At 67.6% G+C, this 26,128-nt stretch carries 18 protein-coding genes and 1 pseudogene; 13 read left to right on the top strand and 6 right to left on the bottom strand.

What is annotated here, in order from left to right; translation table 11 throughout:
• Positions 1 to 230 precede the first annotated feature (230 nt).
• Positions 231 to 1,850, bottom strand: coding sequence for a ribosomal protection-like ABC-F family protein (gene abc-f, locus ACLJRL_RS38510; RefSeq protein ID WP_410661336.1), 1,620 nt, complete (start codon positions 1,848 to 1,850; stop codon positions 231 to 233).
• 432 nt (positions 1,851 to 2,282) lie between these two features.
• Between abc-f and ACLJRL_RS38515 the strand changes: the two genes are divergently transcribed.
• A complete protein-coding gene (locus ACLJRL_RS38515) occupies positions 2,283 to 3,581 on the top strand; it encodes a hypothetical protein (RefSeq protein WP_410661419.1) in 1,299 nt (432 codons plus the stop codon).
• Between the two features lie 63 nt (positions 3,582 to 3,644).
• Here ACLJRL_RS38515 and ACLJRL_RS38520 read toward each other — a convergent pair whose 3' ends face one another.
• From ACLJRL_RS38520 to ACLJRL_RS38535, 4 genes are read right to left on the bottom strand one after another with little or no spacing between them, the layout of a single operon-like run.
• Positions 3,645 to 5,054, bottom strand: coding sequence for a GH1 family beta-glucosidase (locus tag ACLJRL_RS38520; protein WP_410661337.1), 1,410 nt, complete (start codon positions 5,052 to 5,054; stop codon positions 3,645 to 3,647).
• A complete protein-coding gene (locus ACLJRL_RS38525; protein WP_410661420.1) occupies positions 5,051 to 5,887 on the bottom strand; it encodes a carbohydrate ABC transporter permease in 837 nt (278 codons plus the stop codon). The genes ACLJRL_RS38520 and ACLJRL_RS38525 overlap by 4 nt, the downstream gene beginning before the upstream one ends.
• Before the next feature lie 32 nt (positions 5,888 to 5,919).
• On the bottom strand, positions 5,920 to 6,909 hold the full coding sequence (locus tag ACLJRL_RS38530) for a carbohydrate ABC transporter permease (RefSeq protein WP_410661338.1): 990 nt from the start codon (positions 6,907 to 6,909) through the stop codon (positions 5,920 to 5,922).
• A gap of 3 nt (positions 6,910 to 6,912) precedes the next feature.
• Positions 6,913 to 8,214 carry an ABC transporter substrate-binding protein gene (locus tag ACLJRL_RS38535; protein ID WP_410661339.1) on the bottom strand — a complete coding sequence of 434 codons (1,302 nt, stop codon included), beginning with the start codon at positions 8,212 to 8,214 and terminating at the stop codon, positions 6,913 to 6,915.
• Between the two features lie 201 nt (positions 8,215 to 8,415).
• Here ACLJRL_RS38535 and ACLJRL_RS38540 point away from each other — a divergent pair, with 201 nt between their 5' ends.
• The gene (locus ACLJRL_RS38540; protein ID WP_410661340.1) at positions 8,416 to 9,462 is read left to right on the top strand and encodes a LacI family DNA-binding transcriptional regulator; all 1,047 of its coding nucleotides are present in this window, start codon (positions 8,416 to 8,418) and stop codon (positions 9,460 to 9,462) included.
• A 6-nt stretch (positions 9,463 to 9,468) separates the two neighbouring features.
• On the opposite strand, the gene ACLJRL_RS38545 is transcribed toward ACLJRL_RS38540, so the two are convergent.
• A complete protein-coding gene (locus ACLJRL_RS38545) occupies positions 9,469 to 12,612 on the bottom strand; it encodes a family 43 glycosylhydrolase (RefSeq protein WP_410661341.1) in 3,144 nt (1,047 codons plus the stop codon).
• A 317-nt stretch (positions 12,613 to 12,929) separates the two neighbouring features.
• On the opposite strand from ACLJRL_RS38545, the gene ACLJRL_RS38550 reads away from it, so the two are divergent.
• The 11 genes and pseudogenes from ACLJRL_RS38550 to mmsA all read left to right on the top strand — a co-directional run bounded on the left by ACLJRL_RS38550 (position 12,930) and on the right by mmsA (position 26,125).
• Positions 12,930 to 13,718 carry a hypothetical protein gene (locus ACLJRL_RS38550; protein ID WP_410661342.1) on the top strand — a complete coding sequence of 263 codons (789 nt, stop codon included), beginning with the start codon at positions 12,930 to 12,932 and terminating at the stop codon, positions 13,716 to 13,718.
• 126 nt (positions 13,719 to 13,844) lie between these two features.
• Positions 13,845 to 14,888: a LacI family DNA-binding transcriptional regulator gene (locus ACLJRL_RS38555; protein WP_410661343.1), complete on the top strand. Its 1,044-nt coding sequence runs from the start codon at positions 13,845 to 13,847 to the stop codon at positions 14,886 to 14,888.
• 116 nt (positions 14,889 to 15,004) lie between these two features.
• Positions 15,005 to 15,940: an ABC transporter substrate-binding protein gene (locus ACLJRL_RS38560; protein WP_410661421.1), complete on the top strand. Its 936-nt coding sequence runs from the start codon at positions 15,005 to 15,007 to the stop codon at positions 15,938 to 15,940.
• A 13-nt stretch (positions 15,941 to 15,953) separates the two neighbouring features.
• Positions 15,954 to 17,474 (top strand): sugar ABC transporter ATP-binding protein, encoded by a 1,521-nt coding sequence (locus tag ACLJRL_RS38565; RefSeq protein ID WP_410661344.1) that lies wholly within the window; start codon positions 15,954 to 15,956, stop codon positions 17,472 to 17,474.
• Entirely contained in the window at positions 17,471 to 18,526 is a 1,056-nt protein-coding gene (locus tag ACLJRL_RS38570; RefSeq protein WP_410661345.1) for an ABC transporter permease, read from the top strand. Before ACLJRL_RS38565 ends, ACLJRL_RS38570 begins: the two co-directional genes overlap by 4 nt.
• A complete protein-coding gene (gene yjfF, locus ACLJRL_RS38575; protein ID WP_410661346.1) occupies positions 18,523 to 19,506 on the top strand; it encodes a galactofuranose ABC transporter, permease protein YjfF in 984 nt (327 codons plus the stop codon). The genes ACLJRL_RS38570 and yjfF overlap by 4 nt, the downstream gene beginning before the upstream one ends.
• A gap of 69 nt (positions 19,507 to 19,575) precedes the next feature.
• Entirely contained in the window at positions 19,576 to 21,258 is a 1,683-nt protein-coding gene (gene araB / locus ACLJRL_RS38580; RefSeq protein WP_410661347.1) for a ribulokinase, read from the top strand.
• Positions 21,255 to 21,941, top strand: coding sequence for an L-ribulose-5-phosphate 4-epimerase (locus ACLJRL_RS38585; protein WP_410661348.1), 687 nt, complete (start codon positions 21,255 to 21,257; stop codon positions 21,939 to 21,941). The genes araB and ACLJRL_RS38585 overlap by 4 nt, the downstream gene beginning before the upstream one ends.
• Entirely contained in the window at positions 21,938 to 23,443 is a 1,506-nt protein-coding gene (araA, locus tag ACLJRL_RS38590) for an L-arabinose isomerase (protein WP_410661349.1), read from the top strand. The genes ACLJRL_RS38585 and araA overlap by 4 nt, the downstream gene beginning before the upstream one ends.
• A gap of 26 nt (positions 23,444 to 23,469) precedes the next feature.
• Positions 23,470 to 24,596, top strand: a pseudogene (chvE, locus tag ACLJRL_RS38595) (multiple monosaccharide ABC transporter substrate-binding protein).
• 5 nt (positions 24,597 to 24,601) lie between these two features.
• A complete protein-coding gene (gene mmsA, locus ACLJRL_RS38600; RefSeq protein WP_410661350.1) occupies positions 24,602 to 26,125 on the top strand; it encodes a multiple monosaccharide ABC transporter ATP-binding protein in 1,524 nt (507 codons plus the stop codon).
• Positions 26,126 to 26,128: the final 3 nt, after the last annotated feature.

Raw genomic sequence — 26,128 nt, forward strand, 5'->3', positions numbered from 1 at the left:
ACCAGCAGGGGCGACGGTCTTCACGAAGGTCTCGCAAAACCCAGGCCTCACGAGTGCTCACCCGCCAGCAGCCACCACATCCAAGCCTGCCAAACCCAGCTCGAACACAACCCATTAGGCCTCCTTGCCTACTCTCAAGGTAGGTAAGGAGGCCTTCACGGACCAGCGACCCGGAGACGACCGCGCGCACCCTCGTAAAGGACGCAACTAGAGGACTAAACGCAGAAGGCTCAGGAATCCGTCAGAACCCCATCGGCCAGCCGCACCCGCCGGTCCACCTTGATCTCCCGCAAGAACCGCTCGTCGTGGCTCACCACCACGAACGCCCCCTGATAGGCGCCGAGCGCGCTCTCCAGCTGCCCGACACTGACCAGGTCGAGATTGTTCGTCGGCTCGTCCAGCAGAAGCAGCTGAGGCGCCGGCTCGGAGAACAGGACGCAGGCGAGCGTGGCGCGCAGCCGTTCGCCGCCGGAGAGCACGCCGACGGGAAGGTGACCGCGTGACCCGCGGAACAGGAACCGGGCGAGCAACGTCATCCGTTGCGACTCCGGCAGCCCCGGGGCGAACGTCGCGAAGTTGTCGGCGATGGTGCGGTCGAGGTCCAGCAGGTCTAGGCGCTGGGAAAGGTAGGCGATCCGGCCCTCGGATCGTTTGAGCACACCGCTGTCCGGCTCCAGGTCGCCGTTGAGGACGCGCAGGAGCGTCGACTTCCCGGAGCCGTTGGCGCCGGTCAGCGCGATGCGTTCGGGGCCGCGGATGGTCAGGTCGACCCCGTCGCCCGCGAACACGTCCCGGTCGTCGTAGCGGACCTGGATGTGCTCGCCGTGGAAGACCGTGCGGCCGGCCGGGACCTGGGTGCCGGGGAGGATCAGCGCGATCTTCTGGTCGTCGCGTAGTGACCGCTCGGCCTCGTCCAGACGGTTCTTCGCGTCGCTGACCCGGGAAGCGTGGGTCTCGTTCGCTTTGCCCGCCGATTCCTGGGCGTTGCGTTTCATGGTTCCGGCGAAGATCTTCGGGAGACCGGCGCTGCCGAGGTTACGGGCCGCGTTGCCCGCCCGTCGCGAGGCGCGTTCGCGGGCCTGCTGCATTTCCCGTTTCTCGCGTTTGACCTCTTGCTCGGCGCTGCGGACGTTGCGCTCGGCCACTTCCTGTTCGGCCTTGACCGCCGCTTCGTACTGGGTGAAGTTCCCGCCGTGGTAACGGAGGTCGCCGCGGTCGAGTTCGGCGATCCGGTCCATGCGGTCGAGTAGTTCGCGGTCGTGGCTCACCAGCAGGAGACCACCGGACCAGTCTTCCAAGACGCCGTAGAGCTTGCGGCGGGCGTCGAGATCCAGGTTGTTGGTCGGTTCGTCCAGAAGCAGCATGTCGGGCCGCTTCAACAGTTGCGAGGCCAGGCCCAGCGAGATGATCTGGCCACCGCTGAGCGTGCGCAGGCTCCGGTCCATCGAGAGACCGTCGAGGCCTAGCCGATCGAGCTGGGCCCGGGTGCGTTCCTCGATGTCCCAATCGTTCCCGATGGTGGTGAAGTGCTCGTCGCTCGCGTCGCCGGACTCGATGGCGTTCAACGCCGCCAGTTGCGGCGCGATGTCCAGCACCTCGGCCACGGTCAGCTCGCCGGCCAGTGGCAGTGACTGCGGCAGGTAGCCGAGCACGCCCTGGACGGACACCGTCCCGGTGAGGGGGCGCAGTTCGCCCGCGATCAGTTTGAGGAGCGTGCTCTTGCCCGCTCCGTTGGGTGCGACGAGCCCGGTACGGCCGCCGGGCACGGTGAAGGAAAGGTCGTCGAAGACCGGGGTGTCGTCCGGCCAGGCGAAGGAAAGGGCGGACACGACGACGAAGGCGTCTGACATGGAAATGGACCTCGCGGGGAATGCGGGTTCCTCAAGGAAGCACCGCGGTGGACGTGGCGTTGAGGGAACGACGAAATGGCCACCTCGGCGATACCCGCCGGTGGCCTGGCAACTCCGGCTTACCCGGAGATGTCGTCTTCACCTGCCACGTCTGCTCTCTCCCGCTTCGTTGATCAGTTGCGTATACACCATAACAAACCGGCCGCCGTCGCTGTACTGCAAATAGCCGAGCCCTTTTCCGGTGAGTGGCACTGGCTTGTGAGGTGGATCATATTCGCCGAGGGCGCGGTGGGATCACTTCTAGTGTTCGTCGAGTGACGGTCTCGCGACTGGGGATTACGCGATCTGTCCGTCACCCCCCATTTCCTTTACCGGAGAGGTTCCTCGATGGCGCCGAGCCCGAGATCCCGAAGACGAGTCGCCCCCGCCGTGATGGCGGTAACCGCGTTGGGGACGTTCGCCCTGGCCGCTCCACCGGCTCACGCCGAGGAGATCGCCGTTCCCTGTGATTCCACCGCGCTGGTCCAGGCGGTGGCCGCGGCCACCGCCACCCCGGAGCCGGACACGCTGTCCCTTACGCCGAACTGCGTCTACACCCTCACCGCGCCCGCGGATGTCACCTCGAATACCGGGCTGCCCATTATCCGGGGGAAGCTCACCCTCAACGGGAACCACGCCACCATCGGCCGTGCGAAGGACGCACCCCCGTTCCGGATCATGTCCAACCAGGGCGAGCTGGACATCAAGGGACTCACGATCACCGGTGGTCATGCAAGTGATGGTGTCGGCACCGACGCTTATGGCGACGGAAAGGCGGGCGAGGCCGGTGGCGGTATCCACAACTGGGGTTCGTTGACCATCACCGGAAGCGTCATCACCGGCAACACCTCGGGCTCGGGTGCGCCCGGTGCCGACGCCACCGCCACCTCCTCCGCGGGTCGCGGCGGCGGCGGAGGTTTCGGAGGTGGTATCGCCTCCTACATCTCCGCGGAGGCGACGCTGACGATCACCGACAGCTTGATCACCGGCAACGCCACCGGGGCCGGCGGCCGGGGCGGCAACGGTACGGGCGCTAAACCCGGTGGCCGAGGTGGCTCGGGTGGTTTCGGCGCCGGCATCGACGTCCTCCGGGGTACTTTCCTGCGGCTCAGCGGCAGCACCGTGACCGGCAACGTCGCCGGTGATGGCGGAAAGGGCGGCGACGGAGGCGCCGAGCGCGGCGGGGGAGGAGACGGCGGTAGTGGTGGTACGGGCGCCGGCGTGATGACGTCGGCGGACGCGGGCAAACCGCTGAATCCGGTCATCGCCGGTACCGAGATCACCGGCAACCAGGCGGGCCGCGGCGGTGACGCCGGTGTGGCGGGGCCCGGCGGGTACTCCGGCTACGCAGGCTTCGGAGGGAGCGGCGGCGGACTCAGCGTGTTCCATGACACGCTCACGTTCGACGGCGGGGCGGTCAGTGACAACGCCGCCGGTGAGCCTGGATCAGGATCGTTCCCCCTTCCCGCCTCCGGTGGCGGCATCTACACGCTCGACGGGCACGTCACGCTGGCCAACGGGGCCGTGGTGAGCGGAAACCGGCCCGACAACTGCCACGACGTGGCGGAAGTACCCGGCTGTGTCAACGACTTCCGTGTCGCGGTGGCCCGCCATTCCGGCGCGGCCGACGCTCTCGCCGTCGCGGAACAAGCCGTGGTCTCGGCGATTTCGGTGGAGAGCTCGCGCGAGTAACCGACCTGAGCTGTCATGAAGGGTCCTTTGAGGACAGAGGAACCCTTCATGACAGCCGGTCGATCAGCTCAGCCCGTTGAGGCTGATCGCGCGGGCGTACCAGAGCGCGCTCTGCTTCGGCGTCCGCTGCTGCGTCTCGTAGTCGACGTGCACGAGACCGAACCGCTTGGCGTACCCCTCGGCCCACTCGAAGTTGTCGAGCAGCGACCAGTAGAAGTAGCCACGCAGGTCGACGCCTTCCTCGATCGCCTCGTACGCGGCACGCAGGTGCGAGTCGAGGAAGGCGATCCGGTCGGTGTCGGCGATGTCCCCGCCGATGAGGGTGTCCGGATAGGACGCCCCGTTTTCGGTGATGTACAGCGGAATCGGCCGGTACTCACGATGGACCTGCAGCAGGCACTCGGTGAGACGGCTGGGCTGGACCTCCCAGCCCGAGTCGGTACGCGGCGCCGCCTCGTCGGGGACGAAGTGGACATCGGGGACGCCGAGCCAGTCGGGTCCCGCCGGTTCGCTGCCCGGCAACGGGGTGCCGGAGACCTGGTAGCCGCGGTAATAGTTGATGCCCAGCCAGTCGATCGGGGCGGCGATCGCGTCCAGGTCGCCTTCCCGTACCAGGCCCTCGATACCGAGTGGCGCCAGGTCGGCGAGCAGGTCGGCCGGGTAGCCGCCGCGCAGCACCGGGTCGAGGAAGAGCCGGTTCTGCAGGCCGTCGATCCGGCGCGCCGCTTCGACGTCCACAGTGGACGAAGGGTCGACAGGGGAGACGGGATACAGGTTGAGCGTGATGCCCGACGACGCTGCCGGGGCATGCCGGCGCAGGACGTCCATCGCGAGACCGTGCCCCAGCAGGAGATGGTGCGCGGCGGCCACGGCCGCGCGGGGTTCCTGCCGTCCGGGAGCGTGGATCCCGGACGCGTAGCCCAGCATCGCGGCGCACCACGGCTCGTTCAGGGTGGACCAGTTCGTGACCCGGTCGCCGAGATGCGCCGCGATCGTCTCGGCGTATTCGGCGAACCGGAATGCGGTCTCGCGCGAAGCCCAGCCGCCCTTGTCCTCCAGCACCTGGGGCAGATCCCAGTGGTAGAGCGTCGCCCAGGGCTGGATCCCGGCCTCGAGAAGCCTGTCGACGAGCCTGTCGTAGAACGCGAGGCCCTGTGGGTTCGCCGCGCCGGCGTCGGGCCGGATCCGCGGCCAGGACAGGGAGAACCGGTACGCGCCGAGCCCGAGACGCCGCATCAGGTCGACGTCTTCGGCGTAGCGCCGGTAGTGGTCGGCACCCGGTTCGCCGGTGTCGCCGCCCACGACCGCTCCGGGCCGGCGGGCGAACACGTCCCAGATCGAGTCGGTACGGCCGTCGATCGAGGTGGCCCCCTCGACCTGGAAGGCCGCGGTGGCGGCGCCCCACACGAATCCGGGCGGGAACAGCAGCGCGGTCTTCGCCCGGACACTGTCGGGATGAGCTGACATGGTCACCCTTTCACGGCACCTTGCATGATCCCGGCCACGATCTGGCGGCCGAGCAGGAGAAAGACGATGAAGATCGGGATGGTGGCCAGGGTCGTCCCGGCCAGCACCAGCGAATAGTCGACGTAGTAACCGCTCTGCAGCTTCTCCAGGGCGAGCTGGACAGTGGGATTGCCGGCGTCCAGCACGACGAGCGGCCAGAGGAAGTCGTTCCACGACGTCATGAACGTGAACATCGCGAGGATCGCCGCGGCCGGGCGGACCGCGGGCATACAGACGTTCCAGAAGATCCGGATCATGCTGCAGCCATCGACCCGGGCCGCCTCGATCAGCTCGTACGGCACGGCGTCCAAGGTGTACTGACGCATCCAGAAGACGCCGAACGCGGTCACCAGGTTGGGCACGATCACCGACTGCAGGCCGCCCGCCCAGCCGAACTCCGACATCGCCATGAACAACGGGATGATGCCCAGCTGGGTCGGCACGGCGAGGGTGATCACGATGAACACGAACAACCCGTTCTGGCCGCGGAACCGCAGTTTGGCGAAGGCGAACCCCGCCAGCGACGAGAACAGCACCGTGGTGAGCGTGACCGTGCCGGACACGATCACGCTGTTCGCGAGCGCCTTCCAGAACGGCACCGTATCGAAGACCCGGGCCGCGTTGGCGAAGAAGTTCCCGCCGGGCAGGAACGGCGGGACCCGTTCGGTGAGCATCCCGCTGTCCCGGCTGGCCACCAGGAACGACCAATAGAACGGGAACAGCGAACCCAGCACGAAGATGACCAGCACGATGTAGGTCGCCTTGCGCGGTTTGCCGAGAGCGGACACCGTCCGCTTCATTCCATTCTGTTTGACAGTGCTGAGGATGGTGGTCATTTCTTCTTCACCGCCGGGGTCCGCGCCAGCCTGCCGGTGAGGAAGAAGTTCACCAGTGCGATCAGCACGATGATCACGAACAGCACCCAGGCGATGGCCGAGGCGTAGCCGAGTTCGTAGTTTTCGAAGGCCGTTTGATAGAGGTAGAGCGTCACGGTCTGGAACTGGTTGGACGAGCCGCCGTTGTTCGACCCGGGCATGGCGTCGAACAGCTTGGGCTCGGTGAAGATCTGCAGCCCGCCGATCGTCGACGTGATCGTGACGAAGATCAGGGTCGGCTTCAGCAGGGGAAGGGTGATGCTGAAGAACCGGCGGACGGCGCCCGCCCCGTCGATGAGGGCGGCCTCGTGCAGTTCCTTCGGGATCGCCTGCATCGCCGCCAGCACGATCAGCGCGTTGTACCCGGTCCAGCGCCAGTTCACCATGATCGCGATCGCGGCATGGCTGCTGAACCGGCCGGCCTGCCAGTCGACCGGGTCCAGCCCGATGGTCTGCAGCAGGCCGTTGACCAGGCCGTACTTCGGGCCGAACAGGTTCGCGAAGATGATCCCGAGCGCCACCAGGCTGGCGGCGTAGGGGAGCAGGATGCCGACGCGCCACCCGGTCGCCCCGCGCAGCCTGCTGCTGAGCAACGCCGCGAGCAGCACGGCGATGATCAGCTGGGGAATGCTCGAGAGCAGGAAGATACTGACCGTGTTCTCGAGCGCGTTCCAGAACTGGGTGTCGGCGAACAGGTCCTTGAAGTTGTCCAGTCCGATGAAGTCCGGATCGTCGTCACCGGCTTCCCAGCTGAACAGGGACACGTACGCGGTGTAGAGCAGGGGGAACAGCCCGACGATCCCGAACACGATGAAGAACGGCGCGATGTAGAGGTACGGCGAGACCTTGACGTCCCACCGGCTCAGGCGATGCCGGAGGGTGGGCCGGGGCGACGTGCGCACCCCGGCCTTACTCCCTTCCGGCGCGATCTTGTCGACGACGGTCATCGGTCAGCGCGTGATCTTCTTCGCGGAGTCGAGCAGTTGCGTCCAGCCCTCGTCCGCCGACTTGCCCTGTTCGACCGCCTGCAACGCCGGACTCGACGCGTTCTCCTGGATCTGGCCGTCGCCCGGGCCCTTGTACTGCGGCTTGGTGACCTTCTTGGCCTGCTCGGCGAACAGCTGACCGACCTTGGCGCCGCCGAAGTAGGCGTCGGTCTCGTTCAGCAGCGCCGGGTCCTCCAGCGCCTTGACCTGGCTGGGGAAGGTGCCCTTGGCCTGGAACGCCTTGATCTGCTGCTCGGGCGCGGTCAGCCAGGCGGCGAGTTCGGCCGCCTCCTTCGGGTGCTTCGACTGCGTGGGCACGGTCAGGTACGACCCGCCCCAGTTGCCGCCGCCACCGGGGAACGCCGCGGTGACCGCCCACTTACCGGCGTTGTCCAGCCCGGAGTGCTCCTCGATCACGCCGAGCATCCACGCGGGACACACCTTCGTGGCGAAAGCGCCCTGCTTGAAACCGGAGTTCCATTCGTTGCTGAACGCGGTGAGCTTGGCCGACTGTCCTTTCGCGACAGCGCCGGTGACCTTGGTCCAAGCGTCCTTGATGCCCTGGTTGGCTTCCAGCGCCAGCTTGTCGTCGCTGCCGATGTAGCCGGTGGGAAGCTGGTTGACCATGGCGTTGAAGTTCTGCGACGCCGAGTCGAACCACGCCTTGCCGTTGGTCTTGGCGACGTACTGGTCGCCCGCGGCGAAGTAGCTGTCCCAGGTGGCGAACAACGGCTTGACCGCTTCGGGATCGGTCGGCAGGCCGGCCGCCTCCAGCATGTCCTTGCGGTAGCACATGGCCAGCGGCCCGATGTCCGTGCCGTAGCCGATGACCTTGCCGTCCTTGGTCTTCGCCGCGTCGTACTTCCAGCCGAGCCAGCGGTCGGGGGAGGCGTCCGCCGGGCCGATCTTGGGCAGGTCGTTGAACTTCGAGCCCTTGTCGAGGACGTTGGACAGGTGTCCCTCTTCGACGGCGGTGACGTCGGCGAGGCCCGATCCCGCGGCCAGCTTCGTGATCAGGTCCTGGTGGTAAGGCCCGCCCTGACCGGTCTTGCGGTGGGTGACCTTGATGTTCGGGTGCAGCCGTTCGTACTCGGGAATGAGATTTTCGTACCCGAATTCGGTGAACGTCGCCAGCGACAGTTCGACCTTCGCGTTCGGGTCCGACGCGGCGGGTGCACCGCCGTCGTCACCTCCGCACGCCACTAGGCCGAATGCCGTCATCGTGATACCCAGTGCCAGCACCAGGCCGTTCCGGATGGTTCTCACGTGTCTAAACCCCTTGCCGATGGATAGGGAACTCCGTTGCGAGACGAGCAGAAAATGGGAGCGCTCCCAGGATGCGCCGAGTCTGTCGCCAAGGTCCAGTCATGTCAAGGTCTTGTAATGAGAGCGTTTTCATCAGGGGAGCGCTCTCAGTGTCCGGGGCCGCCGGACACTAAGCTGTAGGTGTCCGGGTGGTTGTGAAGGGTGAAGGTGACGCGGGTGGGGCCTCGACCAGGAGAAGACGGGCGGCCGACGCTGGAAGACGTCGCCGCGTCCGCCGGCGTGAGCCGGTCGACGGCGTCCCGGGCGCTCAACGACGACGGGTACGTCAGCGCGCGCTCCCGGGAGAAGGTGCAGGCCGCGGCCCGCGAACTCGGCTATTCGCCGAACCAGGCGGCCCGGTCGCTGGTGACCCGGCGGACCGGCGCGGTCGCGGTGGTGCTGTCGGAGCCGGAGGCACGGCTGCTCGACGATCCGTACCGCACCGCGGTCATGCGCGCCGGGTACCGGGAACTGGCCGACATCGGCTGCCAGATGGTCCTGATCTTCAGCGATACCCGCGAGGATCTCGTCCGCACGGTGCGCTTCCTGGACGGCGGGCACGTCGACGGCGTGCTGGTCTTCGCGCCCCACCGGACCGACCCGCTGCCCAAGGCCCTGCGGCAGCTGAGGGTCCCGGTGGTCTACGGCGGGCAGGCGGCCGGGCTCAAACGGGGCGTCCACGTCGTCGACTTCGACAACGAGGGCGGCGCGAAACTGGCCGTCGCCCACTTGGTGGACGCCGGCTACCGCCGGATCGCCACGATCGCCGGCCCGCAGGACCAGAGCGCGGCCATCGACCGGCTGTCCGGCTGGCGCAAGACGCTGCTCGACGCCGGTCTCGACCCCGGCGACCTGGTCGAGGAAGGCGACTTCACGCTGACCGGCGGGGCGAAGGCGATGACGAACCTGCTCGCGCGGCGGCCCGACCTCGACGCCGTCTTCGTGGCCAGCGACATGATGGCCGTCGGCGCTCTCCGGACCCTGCACGCGGCCGGGCGGCGGATCCCCGCCGACGTCGCGGTCGTCAGCTTCGACGACAACGCGACGCTGGCGCCGGAGATGGATCCGCCGCTGACCTCGGTGCATCAGGACCCGCGTGAGCAGGTCCACGCGATGGTCGAGACGCTCCTGGCCCTGATGGACGACCAGGAGCTCAAACCCCGGCAGCGGATACTGCCGGTCTCCCTCACACACCGCGCTTCGAGCTGAACCGGCTCACACCGGCCGGCTCGCCCCGCAGACGTGGCGGATCGGCCGGGGAGCGACGCCTTCGAGCGTCGGCACGACCGGGGCGATCGCGCCGTCGCGGGTGAAGGACAGCTTGTCGATGGCGGTCTCCCGGTGCATGCCGTCGCCGCCGGGGATGGCGAAACGGTGGTAGGCGATGTACCACTCGTCCGTCCCCGGCACCCGCAGCATCGAACTGTGCCCGGTGCCCTTGATACCGAGCGTCGGGTTCTTGCTCAGGATCAGGCCGCGGTTCGTGAACGGACCCGTGGGGCCGCTCGCGGTGGCGTAGGCGACGCGGTAGTTCTCGCTGCGGGTGTCGTCGATCGACCAGCTCAGGTAGTAGGTGCCGTTCCGCTCGACCATGAACAGCCCCTCGCGGAAGCCGTCGAGACCGGTGATCCGCTGGATCTTGGTCGCGTCGAAGGAGACCATGTCGTCGTTGAGCGGCACGACGTACGCCTCGCCGTTGCCCCAGTAGAGGTACGCCTTCCCGGAGCGGTCGATGAAGACGGCCGGGTCGATCGCCTGGCCGCCGCCGGGGTTCTTCGCGATCAGCGGCTTGCCGGTGTCGACGAACGGGCCGGTGGGTGAATCACCGACGGCGACCCCGATCTTGGCTTCGGCGCAGTAATAGAAGTAGTACTTGCCGTTCCGCTCGGCGATCGTCGGCGCCCAGGCGTTCTTGTCCGCCCAGCTCACGCCGGGGCCGAGGTCGAGCGCGACGCCGTGGTTCGTCCAGTCGACGAGGTTCTTCGACGACCAGGCGGAGAAGGTCGTGCTTCCCCAACCGTCGAAGCCGTCGGAGGTCGGGTAGAGATAGTAGGTATCGCCGAACGCGACGATGTTCGGATCCGCGGTCAGCCCGGGCAGCGCCGGGCTGCGGAGTTCGCGGGCTTCGACGGTCCACACCCGCCTTTGCCCGCCCGGCGCGGCGACCGTGTACTTCTGGGGACGGCGGAGGTCGACCGGACGGCCGTCACCGGGCTTGATCGTCGCTCCCGGAGCGAGGGCGAACCGAGGACTGAGCCGGCGCAGGTCGGTACCGGGCCGGACCGGGAGCACGACGGTGCCCGCGCCCGCGTCGACGATCGCCGGTGCCTTGAGCGAGTCGAGTTCGACCGAACGGATCAGCGTGCTGTTCGACGGCAGCGCCGCGACGTCCGCGCCGGACAGTGCCCGGTTGTAGAGCCGGACGTCCTTCATCCGGCCCTTGAACGTCTTGTCGGCCGAGTACACCGAGCGGCCGAGGTAGTTCGCCGCGGTGACCCCGCCACCGAGATCCGAGGGCTTGAGGGTGACCTTGTCGTTGCGCCCGACCTCGACGCCGTCCAGGTACAGCACCGCGCTGCCACCGCCGACGGTGAGCGTGACGTTCTTCCACACCCCGCGCGGCAGCCCGCCGCTCGAGGCCGCGCCCTGTTCGGTGGTCCAGTTCCCGGTCGCGATCGCGCCCCGGAAGCCGCCGCCGTCGGTCCCGCCGGTGCCGAAGAGGTAGCCGTCCCCGGCTCCGGACGGGCCGGTGTTGCCCAAGCCGTAGAGGAAGTAGGGCGTCTGCTGGTCGGGATCGACGAGGACGTCGGCGGACACCGTGGCGGCCGGGGCACCGTTCAGCAGGTTGTTCGGCAGTTGCACGTGACCGTTGGTGCCGCCGAACTCCAGGGCGCCGTCGGCCCATTTGACGTCCCCGGCGAGCGCGCCGTCATAACCGTGGCCCGTGCTGTCGGCCGCGGTCGGCCCCGTCTTGCCGTCGAGCGGCCACCGCGCCACGAGACCGTCCTTGTCGGCCTTGGCCGGGGCGGGCGGCGCGGTCAGCCGGTCGAGTTCGGCCTGCGTGACCGGGAGAACGGTGCCGTGCCTCGGCGACGCGGGCAGCTTCGCCCCGGCCGACATCGTCCACTTGCCGGACGCGAGGTCGGTGGTTTCGAACGGGACGTAGCCCCGCCCGCCGTACTCGTCGATGAACAGGTACCACTTGTCCTCGGTGTTGGACTTGAACCCGGTCGGGCCCTCGCCTCGGTCGAGTCCCGGGTTCCCCTTGCCGATGCAGTCGGCGACGAAGTCGTAGGACGGATCGAGGAGATCGGTCGACTTCTCGGCGGTGATGTACTTGCTGCACGGCGACGACGACGTGGGGTTCCGCTCGTCCTTGGTGTACCGGTAGTAGGTGCCCTTGTCCTGGATGATCGTCGAGTCGATCACCGAATAGCCCGGGTCGATCCATACCTTGGGCGCGCTGAACGTGTGGAAGTCTCGAGTGGTGGCGTAGAGCATCCGGTTGTAGCTGTCGCCGGTATGCGCGGGATCGTTCTCCGCGTAGAGCTTCGACGCCCAGTACACGACGTAACTGCCGCGCTTGGCATCCCAGAACGCTTCCGGCGCCCAGGTGTTCCCGGCCGTCGGTGGCGAGACCTGCACGCTGCGCTGCCGGGACCAGGTGACCAGGTCGGTGGACTCCCACACCATGATCGACCGGCTGCCGGTGCGCTGCGCGGCGTCCCAGCCGCGGCCGTTGTGGATCTTGAGGTCGGTGGCGAGGAGGTAGAACTTGTCGCCGTCGGGGGAGCGGAGGATGAACGGATCGCGGACGCCGAGTTCGCCCAGGCTCGATTTGAGGGCCGGCCTGCCGTTGTTGAGCTCGGTCCAGTTCAGCGGGTCGTTGCCCTTGCTGGCCGCGGTGTAGATCTGCTCGCCGTCAGGGGTGCCCTCGCCGGTGAAGTAGAAGAAGCTGTAGCCCGTGAGCGGCTGCTGGACCGGTTTCGGGGGCACCGTCGCGGTGAACCGCCGGGTCACCGCGTCCCGCCCGCCGGAGACGTTCGCCGTGAGGGTGACTTTGGCGGCCGGGCCGCCCGAGGCGGGCCGGGTGACCTCGCCGGTCGGGGTGATGACCGAGGGATTCGAGGACTGCCAGCGGATCGACGTTCCGTCCGGGCCTGTTCCGGGGAGGGTCAGGTTTCCGCGGACGTCGTCCAGGCCGGGGACGGAGAGCGTGTTCGCCGCGGTCCGCGCCAGGTCCGCTGTGGACGCTGTCGCGGCCGGGACGGCGGCCGCTGTGGTGATGAGTGCTGTGGTGGCCAGCAAGGCCACGGAGGTGAGGAGGACGCCGAGCCGGCGTGGACGTAAGGAGATCATCGTTGAGTGCTCCATAGGCCGCTGGGGAATGTTAACGTTAACATCAGCTGGTGCATGCTGACGGTAGAACGACGGCTCCTCTTGGTCAAGAGTCCGGCCGGCGGCTCTCCGCTTCCGCTTCCTAGGTAATACGTATCGGAGAACGGTTCGGTTCAAAGAGATTTCTCTTTTCTTTTTTCGCTGTCCGGTACTGGACAAAGCGGCTCCGAGAAGGTCACGATGTGGATACGGCGGGAGTGCGAACAATGCGCACTCCCTATTCCGGGACATTCCTTTCCCTGCTGTATTCCCCTTTGGTTTCTAGCTTGGAGTGACGCATGAATCGAAGAGCGGGCGCTCATCGCCTTTCCCGGCGGACGAAGGTCGCCACCGGTGCCCTGGGCCTGGCCATCGCGGCCGGCGCGTTGATCGTGTCGACCGCCGCGGGCAATTCCGACAGCGCCGGTGCGGCGCAGGCGTCGCGGATCATCTGCCCGGACGTCGCGAGCAGGTTGCCGTCGATCCCGGCGCGGGCGAAGGCAGAGGTCGATCGAAATCTGGCGCAGCTGGCCACGCAGATCGCGGAAGCGGAGCAGCGCTTGGCGTCGTCGCAGGGACAAGGCGGGCCGAATTTCGTGCAGAACGCGATCCTCGGGCCGCTGGCGGACAAGCGGACGGCGGCGATCGAGCGCATCGCGATCGCCATCGGCCGGGTGGACGCGAAACCGCAAGGTCTCGGGAGTCTGGCCCCTTGTGCTCAGGGTTCGGGTGGTGGACAAGCACCGGCTCCCACGACGACGACGTCGAGTGCCGGTGACACCGGCGCCGCACCGGGTGTGCGGCGGATCGCCTGCCCGGACGTCGCGAGCAGGTTGCCGTCGATCCCGGCGCGGGCCAAGGCCGAGGTCGATCGGAACCTGGCGCAACTGAACACCCAGATCGCCGAAGCCGAGCGGCGGTTGGCCACATCTCAGGGTCAGGGCGGGCCGAACTTCGTCCAGAACGCGATCCTCGGGCCGCTGGCGGACAAGCGCGCGGCGGCGATCGACCGGATCGCCATCTCGATCGGGCGAGTGGACGCGAAACCGCAGGGATTGGGCGACCTGGCCCCTTGCGCCTTAGCCTGATCTTCAGGTCCGTGCCTGTGACCCGACTGTGACTCAAAGGGCCCTTGACCCTGTCCGTGTTATCGCTAACACTTGCGGCACTCGTCACACGGCGGGGTACCCGGCGACGCGGATGGGAGGCAGGCGATGGCGCGCGACACCGTCGGCGGAGATGGCAAAGCGATCGTTTCCCCCGCGAGCAAGCAGGCGAGCTTGACCGACGTCGCCGCGCTCGCGGGGGTTTCGCATATGACCGTTTCCCGGGTCATCAACGGCACCGGCCCGGTGCGCGCCGAGACCCGGGTCCGGGTCAACGCCGCGATCGAGCAGCTGGACTACCGGCCGAACTCGGTCGCTCGCGCGCTGGTCACCGGCCGTTCGGGCACGCTCGGCGTGGTCGCGCTGGAGGCGAACCTCTACGGCCCGGCCAGCACCTTGAGCGGGATCGAGCACGCGGCGAGGGAAGCCGGGTACGCGACGACCATAACGAGCATCAGCCGTCCGGGCCGGTCGTCCATCGCCGACGCGGTGGAGCGCCTGCGGCGCCAGGCCGTCGAAGGCATCGTCGTGATCGCCCCGCACGTCACCGCCGGGCGCGCCCTCGAAGCGGCCCCCAGGGACGTTCCGCTCGTCGCGGTCGGCGGCGGTGAAGAAGCGCCGGTACCGGTGATCTCGGTCGACCAGTACGACGGCGCCCGCCGCGCGACCGAGCACCTGCTCGGGCTCGGCCACGAGACCGTCTGGCACGTCGCCGGACCCGAAGACTGGCTGGAGGCGCTCGACCGCGAGCGCGGCTGGCGAGAAACCCTGCAGCGGCGCGGCGCGCGGATCCCGCCCGTCGTCCGGGGTGACTGGAGCGCGCGTTCCGGGTACGCGGCGGGGCGATCCCTCGTCGGCGAAAAGGGGCTGGACGCGGTTTTCGTCGGCAACGATCAGATGGCCCTCGGTTTTCTCCGCGCCTGTACCGAGGCCGGGGTGAACGTGCCGGGGGAGATGCGCGTCGTCGGATTCGACGACGTGCCCGAGGCGGCGTACTACACGCCTCCGCTGACGACCGTGCGCCAGGACTTCGTCGAAGTCGGCAGGCGCACTTTCGAACTCCTGCGCCGCCGGATGAACGGTGGCGAGGAACGAGCACGTGACCTGGTGGTCCCCGAGTTGATCGTGCGGGAGAGCACCGGCATTTCGTAGCACCGGAGCCGTCCGCAAGGCGGCTTCACTCTCAACTGTTAACGCTAACTCAAATGATCAGTGCAGATCTAGGAGTCGATGTGTCAAGAAAATCGTTGACGTCGATCGTGGCCGGAATGGCCGGGCTGCTGGTGCTCACGGCGTGTGGCGGTGGTGGCGGAACGGGTGACGGCGGGGCCATCACCCTCGGATTCGCTCAGGTGGGCGCCGAGAGCGGCTGGCGGACGGCGAACACCAAGTCCATCCAGGATTCCGCGAAGGCGGCCGGGATCGAGCTGAAGTTCTCCGACGCGCAGCAGAAGCAGGAGAACCAGATCACCGCGATCCGGTCCTACATCCAGCAGAAGGTCAAGGTGATCGCCTTCTCGCCGGTCGTGGAGTCCGGTTGGGACACCGTGCTCAAGGAGGCGAAGACGGCGAACATCCCGGTCATCCTGACCGACCGGGCCGTCGACTCGCAGGACAAGACGCTCTACAAGACCTTCCTCGGTTCGGACTTCGTGGCCGAGGGCAAGAAGGCCGGGCAGTGGCTGACCAAGGAGTTCGGTTCGGCGGCCGGTGACGTGAACATCGTCGAACTGCAGGGCACCACCGGTTCCGCGCCCGCGAACGACCGGAAGAAGGGCTTCGCCGAAGTCATCGCGTCCGAGCCGAAGTACAAGGTCGTCGCCTCGCAGACCGGTGAGTTCACCCGCGCCAAGGGCAAGGAGGTCATGGAGGCCTTCCTGAAGTCCCAGCCCAAGATCGACGTGCTCTACGCCCACAACGACGACATGGCGCTCGGCGCCATCGAGGCGATCGAAGCCGCGGGCAAGGTGCCCGGCAAGGACATCAAGATCGTCTCCGTCGACGGTGTCCGCGACGCGCTGCAGGCCTTGGCCGACGGCAAGATCAACCACGTCGTCGAGTGCAACCCGCTGCTCGGCCCGCAGCTGATGGACCTGGTGAAGAAGGTCGCCGCCGGCGAGCAGGTGCCCCCGCGCATCGAAACCGCCGAGACCGAATTCGACCAGGCGGCCGCGAAGGCCGCGCTGCCGCAGCGCCAGTACTGACAAAGGCCGGACGATGACAGAGCCCACCGCACTTCTGCGGATGAGCCACATCCGGAAGGAATTCCCCGGTGTGGTCGCCCTCGACGACGTCTCCTTCCGGATGTTCCCCGGTGAGGTGCACGCCTTGATGGGCGAGAACGGCGCCGGCAAGTCCACCTTGATCAAGGTGCTCACCGGTGTGTACGGAGTGGACGCGGGCTCGATCGAACTCGCCGGGGCCCAGGTCGCGTTCAGCGGCCCCGGCGAGGCTCAGCGCTCCGGCGTGAGCACCGTCTATCAGGAAGTGAACCTCTGCCCGAACCTCTCGGTGGCGGAGAACATCTGCCTGGGCAAGGAGCCGCGAAGGCGCGGCCGGATCGACTGGCGCGAGATGCGCCGCCGGGCGGCCGCGCTGCTGGCCAGGCTGGACGTCGAGGTGGACGTCTCGGCCGAGCTGAGCAGTTGCTCGATCGCGGTGCAGCAACTCGTCGCGATCGCCAGGGCGCTCGACGTCGAGGCGCGGGTCCTCGTCCTCGACGAGCCGACGTCCAGTTTGGACGCCGGTGAGGTCGAGCAACTGCTGAACGTGGTGCGGTCGTTGCGGGATCAGGGGATGGCGATCCTGTTCGTCTCCCACTTCATCGAACAGGTCTTCGCCGTCGCGGACCGGATGACGGTACTGCGCAACGGGAAGCTCATCGGCGAGTACCGGACCGAGGAGATCACCCCGGTCGATCTGGTGACCAGGATGATCGGCAAGGAACTCGCCGCGCTCGAAGACATCGAGGACGCCGGCCACAGCCGGTCCGACGTGGCAGGCGCGCCGGTGTTCCTCGAAGCGGGCGACGTCGGCCGCAAGGGCGGTGTCGCCCCGTTCTCGCTCGACATCCGGGAAGGCGAGGTCGTCGGCCTGGCCGGGCTGCTGGGTTCCGGCCGCACCGAACTGGCCCGGCTGCTGTTCGGGGCCGATCACGCGGACAGCGGCGCGGTGCGGATCAACGGCGAGCCCGTGTCCCTGAAGACCCCGCGGACCGGGCTCGACCACCGCATCGCCTTCTGCTCGGAGAACCGCAAGACCGAGGGCCTCGTCGAGGAACTCACCGTGCGCGAGAACATCGTGCTCGCGCTACAGGCTTCCCGGGGCTGGGCGAGGCCGATCTCGCGACGGCGGCAGGACGAGATCGCCGAGCGCTACATCGAGACGCTCGACATCCGGCCCGCCAATCCCGAGGCGAAGGTCGGTGACCTGAGCGGCGGGAACCAGCAGAAGGTGCTGCTCGCGCGGTGGCTCATCACCGAACCCCGGCTGCTGATCCTCGACGAGCCGACGCGCGGCATCGACATCGGCGCCAAGACGGAGATCCAGCGGCTCGTCACCCAGCTCTCAGGCGACGGGATGGCCGTGGTGTTCATCTCCGCCGAACTCGAGGAAGTGCTGCGGCTCAGTCACCGCGTGGTCGTGCTGCGCGACCGGGCGGTGGTCGCGGTGCTGGACAACGATTCGCTGACCGCGGACCAGGTCATGGCGACGATGGCGGAAGGAGTCCCCCGATGAAGACATTGTCGAACTTGCCGAAACAACGGCTGTTCTGGCCCGTCGTCGCACTGCTGGCCTTGCTGCTGGGCGACCTCATCGCCCACCCCGCCTTCTTCGCCATCGAACTGCGCGACGGGCACCTGTACGGGAACCTGATCGACATCCTGAAGAACGGGGCGCCGCTGATCCTCATCGCGATCGGCATGACCCTGGTGGTGGCGACGCGGGGGATCGACCTCTCCGTCGGTGCCGTGGTGGCGATCAGCGGCGCGCTCGCATGCCTGCACATCAGCGGTCTCGGTGACCAGAACAGCGTCGGCGGGACACTCGCCGCGGTCGGGATGGCGCTGGGCCTGGCCATCGCGCTCGGCGCGTGGAACGGCTGGCTCGTGGCGGTGCTGGGCATCCAGCCGATCATCGCGACACTGATCTTGATGGTGGCCGGGCGCGGGATCGCCCAGCTGATCACCGGCGGCCAGATCATCACCATCAATTCCGGGCCGTACGAATGGATCGGCAGCGGGTTCACCTTCGGCCTGCCGAGCGCGATCCTCCTCGCCCTCGCGGTGTTCGCCATCGCCGCGGTGCTGGTCCGCCGGTCCGCGCTGGGCCTGCTGGTGGAAGCCGTGGGCGGCAACCCGGAGGCGGGCAGGCTCGCCGGGCTGCGCTCGACGCGCCTCATCTGGCTCACCTATGTCTTCTGCGCGCTGTGCGCCGGGATCGCCGGGCTGATGATCAGCGCGAACGTGCACAGCGCCGACGGCAACAACGCCGGGCAGTTCATCGAACTCGACGCGATCCTCGCCATCGTCATCGGCGGGACGCAGCTGACCGGCGGCCGGTTCTCGCTCACCGGGTCGGTGATCGGCGCGCTGCTCATCCAGACGCTGACCACCACCGTCTACGCCCTCGGCATCGCGCCCCAGGCGATCATGCTGTTCAAGGCGCTGGTCGTGCTGGCGGTCTGCCTGCTGCAGTCGCCGGCGTTCCGCAAGAAGTTCGGCAGGCGAAGGAAACCGGCAGCCGTCGCGCCCGTCGCTCAGCCCGAGAAGGTGGAGGCAGCGGTATGACCACCATGCTGACTCGCGTAAAGGAATACCGGCCGAGGCAGCGGCACCTGCCGATCCTGGCGACGATGGCGATGCTCATCGGCGCGTACGTCTACGGCGCGTCGAGCTACACGGCGTTCGGCTCCGGCCAGGTCGTGCTCGACCTGTTCATCAACAACGCCTTCCTGCTGGTGGTCGCGGTCGGGATGACGTTCGTGATCCTCACCGGCGGGATCGACCTCTCCGTCGGCTCGGTGGTCGCGCTGTCCACAGTGGTCTCCGCCGATCTGCTGCAGAACCAGGGCTGGCCGGTGCTCGCGGTGATCCCGGCGGTACTCGCGATCGGCGCGGCGCTCGGGTTCGGGATGGGCGTGCTGATCCAGGTCTTCGAGATCCAGCCGTTCATCGCCACCCTGATCGGGATGTTCTTCGCACGAGGGCTCTGCTACACGATCAGCACGCAGGCGTACTCCATCGACGATCCGACGGTCGCGAGTCTCGCGCAGACGCAGATCCCGCTCGGTGCTGAACTGCATATCTCGATCGGCGTGGTCGTCGCGTTCGTGGTGGTCGCCGTCGCGGCGTATGTCCTTTATGGAACGCGGTTCGGCCGGACGGTCTACGCGATCGGGGGCAACCCCAAGTCGGCCCTGCTGATGGGGCTGAACGTCGGCCGCACGAGGATCTCGGTCTACACACTCAGCGGGTTCTGCTCGGCGCTCGGTGGCCTGCTTCTGGTGCTGTACAAGTCCTCCGGCGACCCGCTCAACGGCGTCGGGCTGGAACTGACCGCGATCGCGGCCGTCGTCATCGGCGGAACGCTGCTCACGGGCGGTTCCGGTTACGTCCTCGGCACGGTGCTCGGGATCATGGTGCTCGGCATCATCCAGACCCTGATCACCTTTGACGGCACGCTGAACTCCTGGTGGACCTCGATCATCACGGGGGCGCTGCTGTTCGTCTTCATCGTCCTGCAACGGCTCGTGAGCAGACGCGCCTAGAAATCGCCGCCACCGCCTTCCCGGTGGTGCTCGGCCACGAATGTGAACGCTAACAGTGCGGGAGAAGAAGTGAGTACAGGGGAACCGCTGGTCGTCGGCGTCGACTTCGGGACGCTGTCCGGCCGGGCCGTCGTGGTCCGGGTCCGCGACGGCGCGGAGCTGGGCAGCGCGGTTTCGGAGTATCGCCACGGCGTGATCGACCGGATCCTGCCGGAGACCGGTCACGGGCTGCCGCCGGACTGGGCGCTGCAGGTGCCGTCGGACTATGTCGACGTCCTCCGCACAGCCGTACCGGAGGCGATCCGCGCGGCCGGGGTGGATCCCGCCGACGTGGTCGGGATCGGGACCGATTTCACCGCCTGCACGATGGTGCCGACGACCGGCCAGGGCACACCGCTGTGCGAGCTGATCGAGTTCGCCGGCGAACCGCACGCCTACGTGAAGCTGTGGCGGCACCATTCCGCGCAGCCGCAGGCGGACCGGATCAACGCGCTGGCCCGGGAACGCGGCGAATCCTGGCTCCCGCGCTACGGCGGGCTGATCTCCTCGGAGTGGGAGTTCGCCAAGGCACTGGAGATCTTCGAAGAGGCACCCGAGGTGTACTCGCGGATGCGGCACTGGGTGGAGCTGGCCGACTGGATCGTCTGGCAGCTCACCGGGACCTACGTCCGCAACGCCTGCACCGCCGGGTACAAGGGGATCCTTCAGGACGGGCACTATCCGAGCGCCGAGTTTCTGGAGGAGCTGTCGCCGGGCTTCGGGTCCTTTGTGGACGAGAAGCTCACGCATCCGCTGGGCGCGCTCGGCGACAAGGCTGGAATCCTGAGTGCCGGAGCCGCCGAGTGGACCGGGCTGCCGGAAGGTATCGCGGTCGCCGTCGGCAACGTCGACGCGCATGTCACCGCGCCGGCCGTGCAGGCTGTCGAGCCCGGTCAGATGGTCGCGATCATGGGCACCTCCACCTGTCACGTGATGAACGGTGCCGAACTGCGTGAGGTACCGGGAATGTGCGGCGTCGTCGACGGCGGCATCGTCTCCGGGCAGTGGGGTTACGAGGCCGGGCAGAGCGGTGTCGGCGACATCTTCGCGTGGTTCGTCGACCATGGCGTGCCGTCGTCCTATGTGCACGACGCCCAAGAGGCCGGGGTCTCGATCCACGAACTGCTCACCCGGCTCGCCTCGGCGCAGGAGATCGGTGAGCACGGCCTGGTCGCGCTGGACTGGCACAGCGGGAACCGGTCGGTGCTGGTCGACCACGAACTGTCCGGGGTGGTCGTCGGGCAGACGCTCGCGACCCGCGCCGAGGACACCTACCGCGCGCTGCTCGAAGCGACCGCGTTCGGGACCAGGACGATCGTCGAGACCTTCGAACGCGCCGGCGTCCCGGTGACCGAACTGATCGTCGCCGGCGGCCTGGTCAAGAACGTCCTGCTGATGCAGATCTACGCCGACGTCACGAACCTGCCGCTGTCGGTGGCCGGATCCACGCAGAGTCCCGCGCTGGGTTCGGCGATCCACGCCGCCGTCGCCGCGGGAGCGCACCCGGACGTCCCGGCCGCGGCCGCCGCGATGGGCTCGGTCCACCGCGCCGTCTTCCGGCCGATCGCCGAGAACGTCAAGGCCTACGACGACCTCTACCGCGAGTACGCCGAGCTGCACGACTACTTCGGCCGCGGCGCCAACGACGTCATGCATCGCCTCGCCGCCCGCCGCCGCGCGGCCGCGTCCGTCCGGAAAGGACAGAACCGATGAGTCTCGCCGTCGAGATCACGGACACCTTCGAAGAGTTGCGGGACACCGTCGCCCGCCTGCACGGCGACCTGACTCGGTACGAACTGGTCATCTGGACCGCGGGCAACGTGTCGGCCAGGGTTCCGGGCCACGACCTGATGGTGATCAAGCCGTCCGGCGTCTCCTACGACGCACTGACCGCCGACACGATGGTCGTCACCGACCTGGACGGCAAGGTCGTCCACGGTGACTTCGCGCCGTCGTCGGACACCGCCGCGCACGCCTACGTCTACCGGCACATGCCGGAGGTCGGCGGCGTCGTCCACACGCATTCGACCTACGCCACCGCATGGGCGGCGCGGGGGGAAGCGATCCCTTGCGTGCTCACGATGATCGCCGACGAGTTCGGCGGGGAGATCCCGATCGGGCCGTTCGCGCTGATCGGCGACGACTCGATCGGCCGGGGGATCGTCGAGACGCTGCGGTCGAGCCGCTCGCCCGCGGTGCTGATGCGCAACCACGGCCCGTTCACCGTCGGCCGGACCGCGCGGGACGCGGTCAAGGCCGCCGTGATGGTCGAAGACGTCGCGAGAACCGTCCACATCGCTTCCGCGTTCGGGAAGCCGGAACCACTGTCCTCAGAGGACATCGACCGGCTCTACGCGCGTTACCAGAACGTCTACGGCCAGCAGGGAGAGAAGTGAGCACACAGCGGAAGACCGAGGTCTGGTTCCTCACCGGAAGCCAGGCGCTCTACGGCGAGGAGACCCTCGAACAGGTCGCGGGGCAGTCGCTGCAGATCCAGCGGATGCTGGCCGACACCGGCCGGGTCTCCGCCGAGATCGTCTCGAAGCCGGTGCTCACCGAGCCGTCGGCGATCCGGCGCGTGATGCTCGAAGCCAACGCCGACGACGCCTGTGTCGGCGTGATCGCGTGGATGCACACCTTCTCCCCGGCCAAGATGTGGATCACCGGGCTGGACGTGCTGCGAAAGCCGTTGCTGCACCTGCACACCCAGCTCAACGAAGCCCTGCCGTGGCAGTCCATCGACATGGACTTCATGAACCTGAACCAGGCCGCGCACGGCGACCGCGAGTTCGGCTACATCCAGACCAGGCTCGGTGTGCCGCGCAAGACCATCGCCGGGCACGCCGCCGATCCTTCGGTCGCCGCCCGGATCGACGCGTGGATCCGCGCGGCCGTCGGGCGCCAGACGATCGGCTCGCTCAAGCTCGCCCGGTTCGGCGACAACATGCGCGACGTCGCGGTCACCGACGGGGACAAGGTCGAGGCGGAACTGAAGTTCGGCGTCTCCGTGAACACCTACGGCGTCAACGAACTCGTCGCGCTGGTCGACGCGGTGCCGGAGGCCGAGATCGACACGCTGGTCGAGGAGTACGCCGACTCGTACGCGCTCGCGCCGGAACTGGCCAAGGCAGGGGAGCGGCACGAATCCCTGCGGTACGCGGCGCGGATCGAGCGGGGACTGCGCACCTTCCTCACCCGCGGCGGCTTCGGCGCCTTCACCACCAACTTCGAAGACCTCGGCGGCTTGCGGCAGCTTCCCGGGCTGGCCGTGCAGCGGCTCATGGCCGACGGCTACGGCTTCGGTGGTGAAGGCGACTGGAAGACGTCCGCGCTGCTGACCGCGGTGAAGGCGATGGGCCGCGACTCGGCGTTCGGAACGTCCTTCATGGAGGACTACACCTACCACTTCGGCCCCGGCGAACCGAAGATCCTCGGCGCGCACATGCTCGAAGTCTGCCCGAGCATCGCCGTGTCCCGGCCGTCGTGCGAGATCCACCCGCTGGGAATCGGAGGCCGCGAGGACCCGGTCCGGCTCGTGTTCGACGCCGCCCCGGGCGACGCCGTGGTGATCGGCATGGCCGACCTCGGCGACCGGTTCCGCCTCGTGGCCAACGAAGTCGAGGTCGTCGTACCCGACGAACCGCTGCCGAACCTGCCGGTGGCCCGCGCGGTATGGAAGCCGGCGCCGTCGCTGGCGACGTCCGCCGAAGCCTGGATCACCGCGGGCGGCCCGCACCACACGGTGCTCACCCAGGCCGTCGGCGCCGAAACGATCCGCGATTTCGCCACCATGCTCGACGTCGAACTGCTGGTGATCGACCAGGCGACGACGCCCGCGTCGATCGCGGACCGGATGCGCTGGAACCAGGCGTACTACCGGCTCGCACAGGGTTTCTGAACGGTCCCCACCGGAAAGAAGGAACAATGAAGTTCACGAAACTGGCCACTTTGGCCATGGCGGTCGGCCTCGGCGCCGCGCTCACCGCCTGCGGTTCGAGTGAGAAGACCGCCGACCAGCAGGCCGCCCCGAGCGGTGCCGCGGGCGGTCTCGTCGGCGTCACCATGCCGACCAAGTCGTCGGAACGCTGGATCCACGACGGCGACAACATCAAGGCGGCACTGGAAAAGCTGGGCTACCAGGTCGACCTTCAGTACGCAGAGGATGACATCCCACCCAGGTGAACCAGATCGAGAACCAGATCACCAAGGGTGCGAAGCTGCTCGTGATCGCCTCGATCGACGGCACCGCCATCACCACGCAGTTGCAGGAGGCGGCGGACAAGAAGATCCCGGTCATCGCCTACGACCGGCTGCTGCGCAACACCCCGAACGTCGACTACTACGCGACCTTCGACAACTTCAAGGTCGGCGTGCAGCAGGCGACGTCGTTGCTCACCGGCCTCAAGGTGCTCAAGGAGGACGGCTCACCGGGTGAGGCGAAGGGGCCGCTCAACGTCGAACTCTTCGCCGGCTCGCCGGACGACAACAACGCGACGTTCTTCTTCAACGGCGCCATGTCGGTGCTGAAGCCCTACCTGGACAACGGGACGCTGGTCGTCAAGAGCGGCCAGACCGCGTTCAACGTCGCGGCGATCCTGCGCTGGCAGGCGGCGACCGCGCAGCGGCGCATGGAAGACCTGCTGACCAAGACCTACAGCTCGGGCGACAAGGTGCAGGGCGTGCTTTCGCCGTACGACGGGCTTTCCATCGGCATCCTCTCGGCGCTCAAGAGCAACGGCTACGGCACGCCGGGGCAGCCGTACCCGGTCGTCACCGGTCAGGACGCAGAGGTCGCCTCGGTGAAGTCCATCATCGCCGGTGAGCAGTACTCGACCATCTTCAAGGACACCCGCAAGCTCGCCGAGACCACGGTCAAGATGGCCGACGCGGTGCTCAAGGGCGGCAAGGCCGAGACCAACAACACCACCGACTACAACAACGGCCAGAAGGTCGTCCCGTCGTTCCTCCTGGAGTCGGTGATCCTCAACAAGGGGAACTACCAGAAGGAACTCATCGACTCCGGCTATTACAAAGCGGAACAGCTGAGGTAGTAGAAGTGACCGACGAAATCCTTCGGATGCGGGGAATCACCAAGACCTTCCCCGGGGTCAAGGCGCTGCAGGACGTGAACCTGTCGGTGCGCAGGGGAGAGATCCACGCGATCTGCGGCGAGAACGGCGCGGGCAAGTCCACGCTGATGAAGGTGCTTTCGGGTGTTTACGCGCACGGTTCGTACGAGGGCGAGATCGTCTTCGACGGCGAACCGTGCGCGTTCTCCGCGATCCGCGACAGCGAACGCCGCGGCATCGTGATCATCCACCAGGAACTCGCCCTCTGCCAGCAGTTGTCCATCGCGGAGAACATCTTCCTCGGCAACGAAAAGGCGCGCGGCGGCCTGATCGACTGGAACCGGACCAACCAGAAGGCCGGCGAGCTGATGCGCCGTGTCGGGCTGCGGGAGAACCCGGTCACGCCGGTGCTCGACATCGGTGTCGGCAAACAGCAACTGGTCGAGATCGCCAAGGCACTGTCCAAAGAGGTCAAGCTGCTGATCCTCGACGAGCCGACCGCCGCGCTCAACGACGACGACTCGGCGCATCTGCTCGAACTGCTGCGCGGCCTGCGGGACGACGGCGTCACCTGTGTCCTGATCTCGCACAAGCTCAACGAGATCGCCGCGATCGCCGACTCGATCACCATCCTGCGCGACGGCAGGACGATCGAGACGCTGGACGCGGCCGAGGTCACCGAAGACCGGATCATCTCCGGAATGGTCGGGCGGAAGCTGGAGAACCGTTTCCCGCCGAGAGAACCGCGGATCGGCGACGAAGTGCTGCGGATCGAGGACTGGACCGTGCACAGCCCGTCCCAGCACGGCCGGGTGGTCGTCGACGGTGCGAGCCTGACGCTGCGTCGCGGCGAGATCGTCGGCCTGGCGGGGCTGATGGGTGCCGGGCGGACCGAACTCGCGATGAGCGTGTTCGGCCGCTCGTACGGAAAGGACATCTCCGGACGCCTGGTGAAGGACGGCAAGGAGATCGAGGCCCGGACGGTCGGCGAGGCCGTCGGGCACGGGCTCGCCTACGCCACCGAAGACCGGAAGCGCTACGGGCTGAACCTCATCGAGGACATCCAGCGCAACGTTTCCGGTGCCGCGCTGGGCAAACTCGCCCGCCGCGGCTGGGTGGACGAGAACGAAGAACACCGTGTCGCCGAGGAATTCCGCAAGAGCATGAACATCAAGGCCCCGGACGTGAAGAGCGTGACGGGCACGCTGTCCGGCGGCAACCAGCAGAAAGTCGTGCTGTCCAAATGGATCCTGACCGATCCGGACGTGCTGATCCTCGACGAGCCGACACGCGGCATCGACGTCGGCGCGAAGTACGAGATCTACACGATCATCAACCGCCTCGCCGACGAGGGAAAGGCCGTCCTGGTCATCTCGTCCGAGCTGCCGGAGCTGATCGGGCTGTGCGACCGGATCTACGCGTTGTCCGCGGGCCGGATCACCGGTGAGGTCGGCCGGGCCGAAGCGACGCAGGAGGTCCTCATGCGCGCGATGACCAGGGAACAGGAGTAAGTC

Origin of the sequence: Amycolatopsis sp. lyj-112 (assembly GCF_046549055.1) — a bacterium.
Lineage (GTDB): Bacteria > Actinomycetota > Actinomycetes > Mycobacteriales > Pseudonocardiaceae > Amycolatopsis.